Annotated in this window: 16 protein-coding genes; 9 read left to right on the forward strand and 7 right to left on the reverse strand. The window is 63.8% G+C overall.

The window, feature by feature from the left end:
• The first annotated feature begins 8 nt into the window (after positions 1-8).
• On the forward strand, positions 9-830 hold the full coding sequence (locus ACOJB8_RS18100; protein ID WP_368726885.1) for a hypothetical protein: 822 nt from the start codon (positions 9-11) through the stop codon (positions 828-830).
• Between the two features lie 129 nt (positions 831-959).
• Complete coding sequence (locus ACOJB8_RS18105) at positions 960-1655, forward strand: flagellar basal body L-ring protein FlgH (RefSeq protein WP_083245386.1); 696 nt, start codon at positions 960-962, stop codon at positions 1653-1655.
• A 621-nt stretch (positions 1656-2276) separates the two neighbouring features.
• On the opposite strand, the gene ACOJB8_RS18110 is transcribed toward ACOJB8_RS18105, so the two are convergent.
• Both ACOJB8_RS18110 and ACOJB8_RS18115 read right to left on the reverse strand, forming a co-directional pair.
• On the reverse strand, positions 2277-3095 hold the full coding sequence (locus tag ACOJB8_RS18110; RefSeq protein WP_368684492.1) for a response regulator: 819 nt from the start codon (positions 3093-3095) through the stop codon (positions 2277-2279).
• 85 nt (positions 3096-3180) lie between these two features.
• The gene (locus ACOJB8_RS18115) at positions 3181-3732 is read right to left on the reverse strand and encodes a hypothetical protein (protein WP_406953794.1); all 552 of its coding nucleotides are present in this window, start codon (positions 3730-3732) and stop codon (positions 3181-3183) included.
• 479 nt (positions 3733-4211) lie between these two features.
• Here ACOJB8_RS18115 and ACOJB8_RS18120 point away from each other — a divergent pair, with 479 nt between their 5' ends.
• The 3 genes from ACOJB8_RS18120 (at position 4212) to ACOJB8_RS18130 (ending at position 7287) form a co-directional block, all read left to right on the forward strand.
• Positions 4212-5123 (forward strand): lysozyme inhibitor LprI family protein, encoded by a 912-nt coding sequence (locus ACOJB8_RS18120; protein WP_475013480.1) that lies wholly within the window; start codon positions 4212-4214, stop codon positions 5121-5123.
• A 78-nt stretch (positions 5124-5201) separates the two neighbouring features.
• Positions 5202-5969, forward strand: coding sequence for a response regulator (locus tag ACOJB8_RS18125; protein WP_406953792.1), 768 nt, complete (start codon positions 5202-5204; stop codon positions 5967-5969).
• A 4-nt stretch (positions 5970-5973) separates the two neighbouring features.
• Positions 5974-7287 (forward strand): ATP-binding protein, encoded by a 1314-nt coding sequence (locus ACOJB8_RS18130; protein ID WP_475013482.1) that lies wholly within the window; start codon positions 5974-5976, stop codon positions 7285-7287.
• Between the two features lie 40 nt (positions 7288-7327).
• Here ACOJB8_RS18130 and ACOJB8_RS18135 read toward each other — a convergent pair whose 3' ends face one another.
• Positions 7328-8260, reverse strand: a complete 933-nt coding sequence (locus tag ACOJB8_RS18135) for a tyrosine-protein phosphatase (protein ID WP_083245429.1) — start codon at positions 8258-8260, stop codon at positions 7328-7330.
• Between the two features lie 430 nt (positions 8261-8690).
• On the opposite strand from ACOJB8_RS18135, the gene flhC reads away from it, so the two are divergent.
• Positions 8691-9401 carry a flagellar transcriptional regulator FlhC gene (flhC, locus tag ACOJB8_RS18140; RefSeq protein ID WP_475013485.1) on the forward strand — a complete coding sequence of 237 codons (711 nt, stop codon included), beginning with the start codon at positions 8691-8693 and terminating at the stop codon, positions 9399-9401.
• 18 nt (positions 9402-9419) lie between these two features.
• On the opposite strand, the gene ACOJB8_RS18145 is transcribed toward flhC, so the two are convergent.
• The gene (locus tag ACOJB8_RS18145) at positions 9420-9971 is read right to left on the reverse strand and encodes a phiTE_015 family protein (protein WP_475013487.1); all 552 of its coding nucleotides are present in this window, start codon (positions 9969-9971) and stop codon (positions 9420-9422) included.
• A 23-nt stretch (positions 9972-9994) separates the two neighbouring features.
• On the opposite strand from ACOJB8_RS18145, the gene ACOJB8_RS18150 reads away from it, so the two are divergent.
• The 3 genes from ACOJB8_RS18150 to ACOJB8_RS18160 all read left to right on the forward strand — a co-directional run bounded on the left by ACOJB8_RS18150 (position 9995) and on the right by ACOJB8_RS18160 (position 12696).
• Positions 9995-10468 (forward strand): hypothetical protein, encoded by a 474-nt coding sequence (locus ACOJB8_RS18150; protein ID WP_475013489.1) that lies wholly within the window; start codon positions 9995-9997, stop codon positions 10466-10468.
• Between the two features lie 119 nt (positions 10469-10587).
• Positions 10588-11559: an alpha/beta hydrolase gene (locus ACOJB8_RS18155; protein ID WP_475013491.1), complete on the forward strand. Its 972-nt coding sequence runs from the start codon at positions 10588-10590 to the stop codon at positions 11557-11559.
• 162 nt (positions 11560-11721) lie between these two features.
• On the forward strand, positions 11722-12696 hold the full coding sequence (locus tag ACOJB8_RS18160) for a hypothetical protein (RefSeq protein ID WP_475013493.1): 975 nt from the start codon (positions 11722-11724) through the stop codon (positions 12694-12696).
• Between the two features lie 75 nt (positions 12697-12771).
• Here ACOJB8_RS18160 and ACOJB8_RS18165 read toward each other — a convergent pair whose 3' ends face one another.
• The 3 genes from ACOJB8_RS18165 to ACOJB8_RS18175 form a co-directional block, all read right to left on the reverse strand.
• The gene (locus ACOJB8_RS18165) at positions 12772-14319 is read right to left on the reverse strand and encodes a methyl-accepting chemotaxis protein (protein ID WP_475013495.1); all 1548 of its coding nucleotides are present in this window, start codon (positions 14317-14319) and stop codon (positions 12772-12774) included.
• 69 nt (positions 14320-14388) lie between these two features.
• Positions 14389-14805: a PaaI family thioesterase gene (locus ACOJB8_RS18170; protein ID WP_069266736.1), complete on the reverse strand. Its 417-nt coding sequence runs from the start codon at positions 14803-14805 to the stop codon at positions 14389-14391.
• 57 nt (positions 14806-14862) lie between these two features.
• Positions 14863-15639: an enoyl-CoA hydratase/isomerase family protein gene (locus ACOJB8_RS18175; RefSeq protein ID WP_069266737.1), complete on the reverse strand. Its 777-nt coding sequence runs from the start codon at positions 15637-15639 to the stop codon at positions 14863-14865.
• Positions 15640-15645: the final 6 nt, after the last annotated feature.

Consider the following 15645-nt stretch of genomic DNA (forward strand, 5'->3'; position numbering starts at 1 on the left):
TTTAGCCGATGAAACGGGCGTCATTGATCGCTTGCGCTTTGAGCGGCGCATGCCTGGCCGCGCCGCTCTCGCCCGCGCATGCGGACACGCACTACGAAGGGCGCGTGCAAATGTACGTCGCGCCGCAGGCCCCCGCGCCGGCGAGCCCGCCGAGCGCATTGATTACCGCGAACGCGGTGCATGAGGCAAGCGCAGCGAAACCGCCCGCGGCACCACCCAGAAAACGGCGGCCGTCGCCCGCTTCACCGCCCACCCGTCCGCGCGTTCCGGCGCCGGATGAATCGCCCTTTGCGTTTCGCGGCATTGTGCTCGGTACGCCGCTGAGCGCGCTACGGCAAACGGACATGGTGCGCGCAACGCCGCACGAGAGCGAACTGCTTTGCGAGACCGACATCGCGGGCAGCGACATCGGCATGATGGTCAAGAGTTACACGAGCCAGACGGTCGCTTGCCGGTGGGCTCACCATACGGCGCAAGGCTGGACGCCCTCGCGCGCCGTCGTGGACGGCGTGCCCGCGGTGGACCATATCCTGCGCTTTGCGCACGCATCGGCGGGCGACCCGCTGCGGCTCTATGAAATGTCGTTCGTCGTGGACTCGACAACGGCATTCGACCTGCGCAATCTGCTCGCCTCGCGCTACGGCGCGCCGCGCGTGCTCGGCGCGTCTTCGCTGCCGCTGCTCGTGTGGGAGAACGCATCGAGCACGATCACCATCTGCCTGCTGCCCGACAGCCAGCGCGCGACGCTCACCTACCTGCTCAAGCCCGCCACGCTGCGCGGCAGAGGCAGCGAGAAGACGCTCAAGCTGAGCCAGTTCGATGAAGGCTGAAACGATGCGCGCCAACCCGTCGCCCGAACGAACTCGACGAATCTGCTGACTTCGCTGAATTCGCCAAATCCGATGAATCACTCTTGCACCCGCCCCACCGCCATGCCCTACGATCAATCGGAATCCTCAATGTCCAGCGCGTGCCGGACGACTCGTTCGAAAAGCTTGCGGTACGTGTTGCTGTGCGCGTCGCTCGGCGCGGCGCTGGCTGGCTGCGCGACGCCGGAGTCGATCGTCAACACGCCGATGACGCCGCCGCTCGCGGAACCGCTGCTGAACGTCAACACCAGCGGCGCGATCTATCAGTCGGGCACCGCCATCTCGCTGTACGAAACACCGCGGGCGCAGCGAATCGGCGACGTGCTCACAATCCGGCTTTCCGAAACCTATAGCGGCAACGATGTCGCGAATGCGGCTGCGAAGCGCGACAGCAACATCACGGCCACGGCCGCTGACCAGTCGACCGGCGCGGCGGCGCGACTTGCGCGCCTGTTCAATATCGGCTCGGCTTCGACCTCGTTCAACGGCAGCGGCAGTCACACGCTTTCGAGCGACATGACTGGCACGCTGGCCGTCACGGTCATCAGCAAGACGCCTACGGGTAATCTGGTTGTGTCCGGCGAGAAGATTATCGCGATGAGCGGTGAGCATCAACGGTTGCGGCTTTCCGGGATCGTTAATCCTAACGATGTCGAAGCCGATAATTACGTTGAGTCGGGGAAGATTGCCAATGCCCGGATCGAGCAGGTGGGGCGTGGGTTGCTGAATGATGCGACTACTGTTGGGTGGTTGCAGCGTATGTTTCTTAGTGTGCTGACGTTTTGATTGTTTTTGCTTTTGTTGTTTTGTTGTTTTGTTGTTTTGTTGTTTTGTTGTTTTCTTGTTTTCGCGTCGGTATGCATGCGTTGCCCCTGTGCGGGGCGGCACCTACTTTCTTTGCGGCGGCAAAGAAAGTAGGCAAAGAAAGCCGCTCAAACCGCTAATGTCTGCCACAGTTCACATCGCACCACTAATGGTGAATGGCTCCGGAGCGTCTGTCACCTCGCGCCTTCAAAGGTAGTGACAAGGCGCTCATCCTTCCGGCGGCTCTGCGCGCGCCGAAGGGCATAACCCAACACCAGCGGGGCGCGTGCATTCTCGCGAACCTTGGCAATACCCCCTGGTTTCCCATGCAGACCCGACCGCAGTGCGCGCAGCGAGCAGCGGGATGAATGACTGCCTTGTCACTCACTTGGGTGGTGCGAGGCGACAGACGCTCCGGAGCCATTCACCATTAGTGGTGCGATGTGAACCGTGGCAGGCGCTAGCGGTGTGAGCGGCTTTCTTTGCCTACTTTCTTTGCCGCCGCAAAGAAAGTAGGTGCCGCCCCGCACAGGGGCAACCCAGGCAGACCGACGCGAAAACAAGAAAATGCCAACGGTTTAACGAAAAGCACAAAAAAGCCGCTCAGTCCTCCTCATCATCAGGCATTTCACCTTCAAACTCATCGGCATATTCACTGCCGCCTTCACCGGCCGGCTCCCGAGCAGCATGTTCACCAAACCGCTCGGCAAACCCCACCTCACCGTCCGGCACAAACACATACCCATGCCCCCAAACAGTCTGAAGATACCGCGGTTCAGAAGGATCGGTTTCTATGAGCCGCCGCAAACGCCAGATCGCGACATCGAGACTGCGGTTCCGATACCGCCCCGCCTCCCCATACACGATTTCAATAATGCGCTCACGCGAAAGAATCGTCATTGAGTGATTGACGAATAGCTTGAGAAACGCGAATTCACTGGAACGCAGCGGCATGCGAACTTCCTCGCGATACAACTCCCGCGAACGAAAATCGAGTTCAAAAGGGCCGAAGCGAAACGATTCCCGGCTCTCCGGCGCGCCCGTGAGATTCGATATGCTGCGCCGGCGCATGACTGAACGAATGCGCGCCACCAGCTCGCCCGGATCGAACGGCTTGCCCACGTAGTCGTCGGCGCCGAATTCGAGGCCCAGTACGCGATCGATCACTTCGTTACGCGCGGTGAGCATGATGACCGGCAAGTCGTCGCCGCTTTCGCGCAAAGCGCGCAGCGCGCTGATGCCATCCACTTCCGGCATCATGATATCGAGCACGACAACCTGCGGCCGCTCGGAGCGCAGCCGCTCCTGCATCGCGCGCACGGAAGGCAGCGTCGTGACAGTAAAGCCGCGCATCTGCAGATATTCGGCCGTGACGTCGCGCACGACCGGATCGTCGTCGACGAGAAAGATATTATTTGCCATGCGTAAATCGTAAGGGACGAGAACGAGCCGGTACAGGCCCGCAGCCTTACCAATCCTTTCCCACGCCTCGCGTGGGACACCCGTTTTACTGGTCGCTCGAAGCGGACTGGAATGAATTGCCCAATTGCGTCTGGTCGACCACCATGCTGTCCAACAGCCCCTTGAGCTTCACCGCCGCGCTCGAATAGCGGTCGGTGCCAAGGCCGTGCACTTCGTAACGCCCCGTAACGGCAATATGATTGTGCATGAAGATCGTCAGATTGATTGTCGAAAGATAGGCCCGGCTTTCGTCGCTGAACGTCGGCTTGCCGAATTCGATCGATGCGTTATACACGAGGCGTCCTTCACAACTCACCGGCTCGGTTCCGGCGCCGTAGACGTCCGAAGTCACGCCGCGCTGCGCGAGCACGAGCTGCAGCGATGGCACGAAGTCTCCCGACGTGACCATGGGATTGTTCTCGATGCAGATCGAACTGAGATTGACCGGCCGGCCCGACACGAATTTAGGCGAGGAGTAATTCGACGCGACTGCGTAACCCGCCTGGATCACGGAGCCGGTCGCATCGGCCGCGGTGATGAGCGTCCATGCACAGCCGTTGAGCGCAAGCGCCGCGGCGCACGCGGCGCCGAGTTTCACCGCGCGCGCCCTCGCACGGCTGACGTATGACACGATTTCATGTGGCATGGGAGCGGATACCCGATGCGTTAATGGGCTGCGCGGAACATGACACATTCCCTGCAGGACTCGCCACGCATGATCGGCGCAAAGCGATCCGCGCGATGGCCGGGACATCGGTCAATGTTGAATGCCACTTTCCACTTCTTCAAAAACCTCCCGCCTGGTAAGGCGTTGAACGGCACTCGTGTGCGCCGTTTCAACGCGGAGGCGCGCACCACAAGCGCTCAACGACCTTCGGTCACGACCGCGGGCGGCTGCGCGTGTAATGTTTCGTAAGCGCTCCTGCATTCTCCCCGCTGAGCGAGACATTGCGGATTCACCGCCGCGCTATCGTTCTCACTGCGGTTCTCACTGCGGCGCCTCGCGCCTTTGCGACGCCGGACGAGCCACACGCTGTTCCTGTCTTTCTCCTGCTATTCAACATCATCATGGCTGCCATGAACCGAGAACCGAAAATCCGTCGCGCCCACTTCTTGAAGCGCGGCCTGAACGCTGCTGCGATCGCGCTGTTCGCGTCGCTCGCTGGCTCGCCGTTCGCGCACGCTGCAAGCTTTCACTGCCCGCATAACGCGTCCGCCTCCGAGCGGCTCGTGTGCAACGATCCGACGCTCTCCGCGCTCGACGACAAACTCGCCGCGCTCTATCGCAGCGCGTTCGACGCGAGCACCGACACCACCGCGCTCGAAGCCGACCGCGTGAGCCAGTGGCAATGGCGTCAGCACAACTGCAAGGACAAGGCGTGTGTGACGGACTGGTACGACCGCCGCATCGCCGAACTCGAAGGCGATCTCAAGCATGGCAAGCAGGCTGCCGCGCGCCGCGTGAAGGAAGGCGTCGTCGACCAGCATCTCGCCCCGTCGGCACAAGACGCTGTGCTCGAGATGCACGGCATCCCGCCCGCGCCGAAGGACGATAGCGCAGCGGCCGCGCCCTCTGCGGACAGCACGAAAAGTGTGAAGAAGGCGGCCGCGAAGGCCGCGGGTGCCGAAGCCGATGCGTCGCTGCACCTGCAAAAGATGCCGAGCGGCGTGGCCGCCGACGCGCGCCAGACGCGACTCGTGCAAGCGCAGGCACACGCGCATGGGCTGCCCCAAAAGGATGTCGCCCCGACGGGTGACGTTTCGGCGATGACCGCGAAAATGGCTGGCGCGAACTCGGCGTTCGCCAAAGCGGCAGGCATGGCATCCATCGACGCGCCGGCCACACAGCCCGCGAGCCCCGCGGCCAATGAAGCAGCCGCGAAGCCGGCGGGCCAGGCGAGCGCACTCAACTGCGCATCCGTCGCGTCGACGGAATCCGCGCACGCTACGCAGGCAGCCATCGAGCCAGGCGCCGTCGCCATGAAGTAACACGCCATGTAAGCTACGGGAAGAAATCTGCGGTCGCGCGCTGTTCTGCCGGTTGTCGATATCAAATAAAATACGGCGATGAGTCCACACGTTCTCATCGTCGACGACGATCCGGTCGTGCGCGATCTCCTCTCCAGCTTTCTTCGGGCCAATGGTTTCGAGGCCTCGGTCCTCCACGACGGCACGCATCTCGGCGCTCGGCTGGAACGCGAGCGGCCATCGGTCGTCGTGCTCGACGTCATGATGCCGCGCACCGACGGCTTGCGCGCCCTCGCCGCCTTGCGCGCGCAGGGCGACGACATTCCGGTGATCTTCGCCTCCGCACGCGGCGCGGTGGGCGACCGCATTGCGGGTCTCACGCTGGGCGCGGACGACTACGTCGCCAAGCCCTTCGATCCGCAGGAATTGCTGCTGCGTATCCAGACCGTGCTGCGCAGGCGCGGCAACGGCCCCGCAGGCGCACCCGTGGCGCGCGAACGCTACCGCTTCGGCGACTTCGAGCTCGATTTCATGGCGCGCACGCTCGAACGCGACGGCAAGCGCGTGCCGTTGCGCAGCAGTGAGTTCGTCCTCCTGAAGATTTTCACGGAGCATCCGTATCGCGTGCTTTCACGCGTGCTGATTCACGACCTGCTCCACGCAGACGGCCTCGAATTCAACGAGCGCAGCCTCGATGTACCGGTCTGGCGCCTGCGCCGCGTGATCGAAGACAATCCCGCACAGCCGCGCTACGTGCAGACCCTGCGAGGCAAAGGCTACGTGTTCGTGCCGCAGAGCGGGGTCGGCATCGAAGGCGACGCAGGCAACCCCCCAGCAGACGACAGCGGCCGCAGCCTGAACGCGTAATTGCATGAACAATCCGTTGAATACGCTGTTCGGACGCATGGCGCTGATGTCCGCGCTCCTGCTGTTCGCCATTCAGGCATGCTGGTTCATCGTGTTCGCGCCGCAGCCGCGCCGCCACGAAGTGGAAGGCTTCGAGCGCGGTCTGCTGCTCATGCTGCACGCGGCAACCAGCGCGGCGCCCGGTACGGCGACGAGCGCGGCACCCAGCACGCCCCCTAACGAGATGGACCTCGCGCCAGCCCTGCGCGTGCATCTCGTGCCCACCTGGAACATGCCCGCCGATGTACGGCTCGAAGTGCCCAAACGCGAGCCGCTTGCCGACTTGCGCAAGCAACTCCTGCGCGATTTGCCGCCCGGCACCGAGATTCTCGCCGACCTGCGCCATCGCGAAGCCCTATGGGTGCGTTTCGCGGGGCAATCCACCTGGATCATCGCGCCCGTCGATCTGCCGCCACCGCGAAACCTGCTGCCGCTGTTCGGTTCGATGCTCGCCATTTCGCTGCTGCTCGCGCTACTCGCCATGTGGCAGATGCAACGGCCGCTTTCGCTCGTGGCCCAAGCCGCGCGCGCATTCGGCACCGGCCATCGTCCCGCGCCCGTCAAGCAGCACGGACCGCGCGAATTGCGCGAACTGATCGGCTCATTCAACGGCATGATGAAGCAGCTCAACGAAGCCGACGACGATCAGGCCGTCATGCTCGCGGGCGTCGCCCACGATCTGAAGTCGCCGCTCACGCGCCTGAAGCTGCGTGCAAGCATGATGGGCTCCGAGCGCGAGCGCGAACAGCTCATCCGCGAAGTCGATTCGCTGAACGATATCGTCCAGCAGTTCCTGGAATTTGCCCGCCAGCGGCCTGAATCGGGTCCCGAGGTGGATGTCGATGCGCTGCTGCGCGAGCAGTTCTTTTCCGATGCAGGCGATGACGACGATGCGCTCTTCAGGCTCGATCTGCGCGCGGGCTCGGCGTTCAGGCTGCCGCGCACGCTGCTCGACCGGCTCGTGTCGAATCTCGTCGACAATGCGCTCGAACACGGCGTGCCGCCCGTGGAAATCGCCACGCGCCGCGAAGGCACGCAGTGGATCATCGAAGTGCGCGATCATGGCCCCGGCATCCCGCCCGAGCGCGTGGCCGCAGCGCTCAAACCCTTCGTACGCCTTGACGAAGCGCGCGGCGGCGAAGGCCATTGCGGGCTGGGTCTCGCCATCGTGACGCGCCTCACGCGCAATCAGGGTGGCCGCTGCGAGCTGACCAATCACCCCGAAGGCGGGCTGCGCGTGCGTATCGCGCTGCCGGCCGATGCACGCTCCGCTGTGTAAGCCCGCTCGGATTACCTGTTGATTCAGCGCTGCGCGCCGCTCAGACCACGAGCCGGCCGCGCAGACGATTCACCGTGTCGGACGCAAGGCCGAGACCCGCGGTGAGATACCGGTTGAGGTCGCCGTAGCTGCCCTGCACCGCGTCGAATGCGGCCTGCAGATAGCTGGCCTGCACGGGCGGCGTGAGATTGGTCGAATCCACACCCGTCGAGCGCCACGCATCGGTCAGCATGAAATCCTTCACGATGATTTCGAGCGGCACGTTTGCGATCAGCAGCAACAGGGCGCACGCCCAGCCCGCCACGTCCACGCCTGTGCCACCCGTGATTAGCAGCGGCCCCGGTGCGTCCGCGATGTGTTCGAGCAGCGCGCCGTAGATCGAGCATTGCGTGCGGCCTGTCACGAGCGTGCGCCAATGCATTTGCATCGCCGCATCGAGTTCGCCGGCCAGCATGCCCCCGAACGACGGCGGCTCGAGCGTGCCCAGCACATTCAGCGCGAGGTAACTGGCGGTGCTGGGCGTTACGTCGGGCGCCGCGTCGATCTCAGCAGGCGTGCGCAGATCGTAGATGTTGGACAGCGCCATGCGCTCGAGCGTCGCGGCGTCGGCGGCGCTCGGCGTGAGCGCGTCGGAGCGGTAAATCAAGGCGCGGCGCACGTGCGCGCCGTCGCTCGTCGAGTAGCCAGGCGCAGCGCCGCCCAGATCGCGGAAGTTCGCGACGGAGCCGATCACCGGCGTGGGCGCATCCTGCGCGCCGTCGCCTCCCGTGTATTCGCCGCCGCACGCACTCAACAACGTGCTCGCGCAACCGCTCAGCGCGAGCAGGCTCACCGTGCCCTTGAGCAGCGCGCGGCGCGGCGGGTTGTCGAGCGCGCCGCCGCCACTGCGGTTGAAGTTGCCGGTCGCGGCCACAGGCAAACGCTTACGCGCCTGCGCGAACGAAGAAGTGTAGGCGGAGAAAGACAAATTCATCGGTTGGCAGCTTATGTAGGGAACCCGCAGTTCGCGCGGGCCGCTGCAACGTCGCACGTCGCATGCGTTCGGAAAGGCCGCAGTTTACCGGCAGATGCGCCTGAAAAGGTAAAAGCGCAAAACGCGGTAATAATTTTTTCCGATCCATGGTGCATTGCGCACTGATATTTTCCGCCGGTTTGCACTTATATTCTTACCGTACCTTTCTATTCACACCGAACAGGTAATTACCGTGGTAATGCGCGGTTATTTCCCATTTCAATCCACACCTGAATATCGGCTGCACAGGCCATTTTCTTTATAGATATTCCAGATTCTTTCCAAATATTATTCTTGACGCTCTTTGTCGCGCTTTTATAATCGCCCGTGAATTCAGGCATTCGCCTGGACCACCGTGGCGGTCGTCGGCTGCCCCTGGGAGTACCACGTCATGTACAAAGGCAGTGTGACCGAAGAAGCGCGTGAAGTGCTGCGCGCAATCGAGCTGATCCAGCTGGGCGCACGCATGCCTGTGCTCGAAAAAGAACTGACGCTTTCGCGCAATCGTTTGATCAGGCTTTATCGGGAACTCAAGAATGCTTCGCCGCCCAAGGGCATGTTGCCGTTTTCGGCAGACTGGTATTTCACATGGCTACCGAACATTCATGCGTCGCTCTTCTACAACATCTATCTGTTTCTTACGGATAGAGCGAAATGCAGCCGGCTCGATGCCCTCACGCGTGCATACCGCCTTTATCTCGAGCATTGCGAGAGCGCCGAAACCGAGCGCGTGCTGAGCTTCACGCGGGCATGGACGCTGCTGCGCTTCTTCGAAGGCGGCCTGCTCACGCTGTCGAGCTGCACCGTTTGCCACGGCCGCTTCGTGCGCCACGTGTGCGACGCACACAAGCCCACCGCCTGCTGCATTTGCATGCCGCCCGCGCGCGCCGGCATGACGCGTGCCGCACGCGCGAGCCGCACGACGGAATCCGATGCCCCGGCAGCCGCCTCCGCCACGCGGGGCCGCGCCGCAGCAGCAGTGGGCGAACTTTCGGGCACCATGCGCGAAACCATGCGCGACACGCTCGCCGAAGTCACGCGCGCCCTCGATCCAAAGCGTTCCGCGAACCGCCTGCGCCTCGTCGCTTCCGTCCCCGTCTAGGTTAAAGCGGCACGTTCCTTACGTCACATCCTCGTCGCGCTCTGCATCCGTCTGCAGAGCGCGAATATCGCACGCACAAATCCGGCAGATTGCTTTGTGATCCTGATGAGCGTGCTGATTCTGACGACGCTCGCATTGCTGAGCCGCAAGCTCGATGGCGTGTGAGTGCGCGGCCTGCCAGATCTCCCACGCGATCTGCGCGCCGCTTTGCGAATAATCGTCGTTTTGATCGCGCTCGAGCGCATCGGGCAGGCGCGTGTGGACTTGCAGATAGAGCGTGCGATAAAGCGCCTCGAAAATCTCGCGGCGTGACGGGCGCTTCAAGCTCGCCTCTTCGCGAACGTGAACGGATTTGTGAGGCGCAGAGACTTCATCCACATTCGACGTCGAGGCGTGCTTCTTCTTGCGGGTGGGGAGGATCACACAGACGTCGCGCGGTAATACGCGCACGACGTTACGGATACCGATATTGTCGCAGGCTCTGCAAAAGAATTGGCCGCGGAATATCGCGAATTTTTCGGCGTTATTCGTGAGTCGCTTCAGCGCTGGACCTGCGATTATTGCAGGCATAAGAAAGTCGAAAGGAGTCGACCATGCAAATCGGGGCGGCGACACAGTTCGCCAACGGTAGCGCCAACACGAGCACACTCCGTGCGGGCGCGGCTTCAGACCAGGCAGAACGGGACGGCACGCAGTCGAGCCACGCATCGACGAACGTCGCGCCGTCCACATCGCAGGACGAGGCCGTGCAGATTTCGCCGCAAGGCTATGCGGCTGCATGGACCGACGATAGCGCGGACAGCGGCGACGCCGCGGCCGACACGAGCGATGCAACCGATACAACTGATGCGAGCGACACGAGCGATACCGGCGATGCCACCGACACGAGCGACGCAACCGACACGACATCGACGCCGGGCAACGCGCAGCCCGTGAAATCGCTCGTCTATGGCGCGCTAGGCCTCGAGCGTCCCGACGCGCCCGCCGACCCGAACCACACCTATACGCTTGGGCGCTGGATCGCGGCGGGCATCACACTGGGCGGCATCATTTCGCTGTTCATCTGAGCGCGCTGCACCGCAATCCGGAGCGCATAATGTTTCGGAGACCCGATGATATGGGCGGCAAGTCGGCTATCATCACTGCCGGCAAGACCATCAACCCATAACGTACACGAGGTCCACCCGTGGCTCTCAGCGCCTTTGCCGCTTCGCAAGCCGTTCCGCTCGCTGCCATCGCCGCCGCGGCCGTCGCGCTCGTCAAGGGCGGCCCGAGGCAGCCCGAGCCGCTCGAATCGATCAACGCGCCGTTCAAGGAAGTCGACTTTTCCGACCTTCCTGCGGTGCGCCGTTATCCGGCGCGAGACGGTGCGTCGCTCGCCTGGCGCGCCTACCTGCCGCAGGCGGGCGCGCCACAAGCGTGTGTCGTGCTCATCCATGGATCGTCGGCAAGCAGCGCGAGTCTCCACCCGCTTGCGCGCCAGTTCGCCGCCGCGGGCTACGCGGCCTGCGTGCCCGATATGCGTGGCCACGGTGAATCGGGGCGCAAGGGCACGATTGCCTACATCGGTCAGTTGGAAGACGATCTCGAAGATCTGCTCGCCGCACTGCCGGGCGAGCTGGCAGCGCTGCCCAGGACGCTGATCGGCTTCTCGTCCGGCGGCGGCTTTGCGCTGCGCTTTGCGGGCGGTACACGTCAGCGCCTGTTCGAGCGTTACGTGCTGCTCGCACCCTTCCTGCACCACAAGGCGCGCACCACGCGCAACGAGGTCGGCGGCTGGGTCTCGGTCGGCATACCTCGCCTCATCGTGCTCGCTATGCTTAACGGCTTGCGCATCCGCGTCTTCAATCATCTGCCGACGATCGCCTATGCGCTCGCGCCCGAGGTCCGAGACGAGCTCACGCCGCAGTATTCGTTCAACCTGATGCAGAATTTCCGCCCGCACGACGACTACCGCGCGGACATACGCGGCGCGCGGCAGCCGGTGCACGTGCTGGCCGGCGCCGACGACGAGGTTTTTCATGCCAGCGAATACGCGGCGGCGTTCGAGGAAGCGGGCGCACACGTGCCGGTCACGATCGTGCCCGGCGTGGGGCACATCGGCTTGACGCTGGATGCCACTGCAATCGCCACGATCATCGGCTGCGTGAAGGGATAAGGCAAAGGCGCCCTCGCCGCCGTTTCGCCTGTCCGTATCCGCCAAACTGGCGGAATCCGCCGATTGATCTTCGCGGCGAAGTGGCCCATATTCAAATGAGTGCGTACATCAGGCACCGGTTTTGCGGCAATTCGTCAATCGAAGCGAAAGCGCGCTCCTCCCATGCTCAACACCCCTGGTCACGACGATTCCGATCCGTCGGAATGCCCCTACTGTGGGACCAGGTTCAATGCGCCGCTTGCACTCTGCCCCCAATGCGGAGCGAATCAACAGGCCGCTGCCGCGCGCATCGCAGGCGCTGACGAAGGCTTGCCGGACGAACGCGCGCACGGGGTAGCCGAGCGCCTGCGTGCAAACCTGGCCCTTGGCGCCAATCGGCCCTACGACGGCGAGTACCCTTCGATCGACGAGGAACACGTCGCCGAGCGTAAGCGGTTGCCGCGCTATGCCTGGGCGGCTCTCGGCGCGCTCGCGATCGCGCTCACCGGCTACGCGTTCCTGCATCGCGGCGAATGGGAGCCGAAGCTCGGCGTACAGGTGGTCCAGGGGGCCGTGAGCGGGTCGAAGGGCACGCGGGGCACTCACGGCAGCAGCCGCAGTGTCGCCGCAGTGACTAATCGGCCACCCGCCGTCCTGCCGCATGCGAACGCGGCGCAGCGCCGCGTCGCCCAGCAGAATACGCCGGCGGTCTCGCGTCCGCTCGCCGCGCCGCGCTATGCGAGTGCGCATCCCGAGGTCGCGAGCAATCTGGCCAGCGCGCGTCTGAGTCTCGACAAGAACAACCTCTGGCCCGCACGCAGGGCGCTCACGAGTGCGCTAGCCGTCGAGCCCGGCAACCCTGAAGCGCAGCAGATGCAGGCCGAACTCGTCACGCGCGAGCAGCAGCGCGACGCGTTGATCGGCGAGGCGCGGCAATGCGAGCACGAGCGCCAATGGGCTTGTGTGCGGCAAGACGCGGGGCATGCGGTGGAAGTCGACGCATCGAGCCGCGAAGCGAGGCACCTGCTCACGCTCGCCGGCACCGAGCACCAGCCGGCCGCCGGCAAGCGCAATCGCCGTACATGGCCAGGGGAAAGCCAGTATGCGCAGGCAGGCGACAGCCGCTCTCGCCAGGATCCCCTCTTCTGGCATCACTGATCCGCCCCGCAGGCAGTGACATCGGTTCAGTCGCGAACACATCGGCCGCCACCGGGATGGCTACAGTCATGCTGCCTATCCTTGCGCAGGCAGCACGAAGCGCGCAATCGCCTCGCGCAAGCTCGCGGCCTGATCGCGCAACGAGTGCGCAGCAGCCGCGGCTTCTTCGACCAGTGCTGCGTTCTGCTGCGTCACCTGGTCCATCTCCCCGATCGCTCGGTTCACCTGCTCGATACCCGCGCTCTGCTCCTGCGAGGCGTGGCTGATTTCATCGAGAATCGCGTGCACGCGCGTAACCGACCGCACGATGTCGCCCATCGTCACGCCCGCATTCGATACCCGCTCGGCCCCGGCCTCCACCGTTTGCGTCGACGCGCCGATCAGGTCCTTGATGTCGTGAGCGGCCGCTGCCGAGCGTTGCGCGAGGCTGCGCACTTCCGCCGCGACCACGGCGAAGCCACGCCCGTTCTCGCCGGCGCGCGCCGCCTCCACTGCCGCGTTCAGCGCCAGGATGTTGGTCTGAAATGCAATGGCATCGATCACGCCAATGATGTTGGTGATTTCCCGCGAGCTGCTCGTGATCTCGCCCATGGTGTGCACTACGCCCTCCACCGCCTTGCTGCCGCGCCTCGCGGCCTCGGCGGCCTCGCTCGCGAGGTGCGCGGCCTGCCCGGCGCTTGCCGCGTTGCGCTTCACGTTCGCGGTGATTTCCTCCATGCTCGACGCCGTCTCCACCAGCGCGGCGGCCTGCTTCTCCGTGCGGCTCGATAGATCGGCATTGCCCGAGGCGATCTCGTGCGCACCGACATTGATGTTCTCCGCGCCCGCTTGCACGCGCGAGACCGTCTCGACAATGCCGTCGCGCATGGTGGCCAGCGCCAGCATCAGGCTGGGTTGCACGACGTTGCGCACCGGAACCTGCGCGACGAGGTCGCCTTGCGACATGCGCTGCGCCGCAGCGACGGCCACTTCCATCTCGCCACCCAGCGCCCGCAAAACGCTGCTTACGACGACACTCATCACCAGCGTAGAGCCGCCTGCAAGCAGTCCAGTGACGGCTAACCACAGCAGCAGATTTGCATGGAACACCTTGTCGATGTCGTCCATGTACATGCCCGTCGCGATGTACCAGTCCCACGGCAGGAAACATACGACGTAGTTGGTCTTGACTGCACGCAGGTCGCTGTCCGGCTTGCGGCCAACATAGTCGGCAAAGCCACCACCTGGCTGGTTGCCCGCGGCCACGAGCTTCGGGAACAGCGGCTGACCGGCCCCGTCCATCATGCGGCTCACGTCCTTGCCGGTCATTTGCTGCAGGAACGGGTTCATCACGATCACGAGATGCGAGTCGATGACCGCGAAATAGCCGTCCTTGCCGTAGCGCAGCCCCGCTAGCGCGGCGAGCGCCTGCTTGCGTGCGTCGGAGTCGCTGAGCACCCCTTGCTGTGCGAGGCGGTGGTAGTGATTGACGAGCGTTTCGGCCTGCTGCACGAGCGATTTCAACTGATCACGCCGGTCGTCCAGCATGGTCGAGCGCATTTGCCATGCACCAAAGCCGCCGATCAATACGAGGCCGATCCACAGCACGGCGATCATCGACAGGAGCTTGCGATTCAACGTCATGTTTGTATTTTTTTAAGGATAACGAATCAGACTCAACAAAGCGCCACCCTGCCCCGCGCGCGGCGGCACTTACCGTGCGACGATCATGCACACTGCCGTTGCCGTGGCGATGAGCTTGTCTTCCTGCCAGAGTTCGCCGTGCACGTTGCATACGCCGCGCCCCCTGCGCACGAGGTTTGCGCGGCCGGTCAGCTTCCCGGGCCTTGCGGCCCTCAGGAATGAAGTGTTCAGGCTGAGCGTCGCGCAGTGCTCGCCTTCGGCGAGCGTGGAGGTAACCAGCGTTGCCGTCACGTCGTCGAGCATGGCACACAGCATGCCGCCCTGCACTTGCCCCGCCGGGTTGCGAAACGACAGGGCGCCCTCGTACTCGGCCTCGAGCGCATTGTCGCTCAGCGAGAGAAACGTGGCGCCCAGCGTGGTCGTGATCGGCGGCGCGCCGTTCACGCCGTATAGACGCGCGAGAGCCGGGTTATCTTCGATTTCCATGAATGCCGTCCTTTTCGTATAGCTTCGCGGGGGTGCTCGTGTTTTGCCGCTCGCGGCTCACTCGCCGCGAAATACCGGCTTTCGTTTCTCCTTCCAGGCGAGCGAACCTTCGCATAGATCGCGCGAGGCATCCGCTTCTTTCACGTCGCGCTGGAATTCGTCTTCGTCGAGCGTTCCACTCGCGATCCGATTCAGGTGCTTCTTCATACCCAGCAGAGCGAGCGGCGCCATTGCCGCCAGTTCGCCGCTCAGGCGCTCGACTTCGTCGAATAACATTGCACGCGCAACGACTGTGTCGAGAAAACCGCAAGCCCGCATCTGTCCGGCATCGAGGGTCGTGGCGCACAACAGCAGCTTCTTCGCCACGTTCAGTCCGAGCCGCGACACGTAGCGCCGCAAACCACCGCGATAGAACAGCAGGCCGAGCCGGGCCGCAGGCACGAACATCTGGCTGCTTTCGACGCCGACGCGGAAGTCACACGCGAGCGCCAGATCGGTCGCACCGCCATAAACGCCGCCGTTGATCGCGGCGATCGTCACAGGCCGCGCTTCTTCGAGTTCGTTGGCGAGCGCCTCGAAACTCGCCCCCGCGTTCTCGTCGGCAACGCTGCCAATGTCGAACCCGGCGCAAAAGTGCTTGCCTTCGGCGCACAGCCGCAGCACGAGCACCTCGCGTTGCGCGTTCACTTCGCGAATGAAACCGCGCAATGTGGCGAGGTCTTCGAATTCGAGGCGGTTCGCCATCTCGGGGCGGCGCAGCGTGATGGTCGCGATCTTCCCGGCGACGGTGAGTTCCGGCGCCTGACCTGCTGAATGAGCGGGTTTCGAGGTCATCGTCAG

This window comes from Paraburkholderia sp. BR10141, from assembly GCF_056155635.1.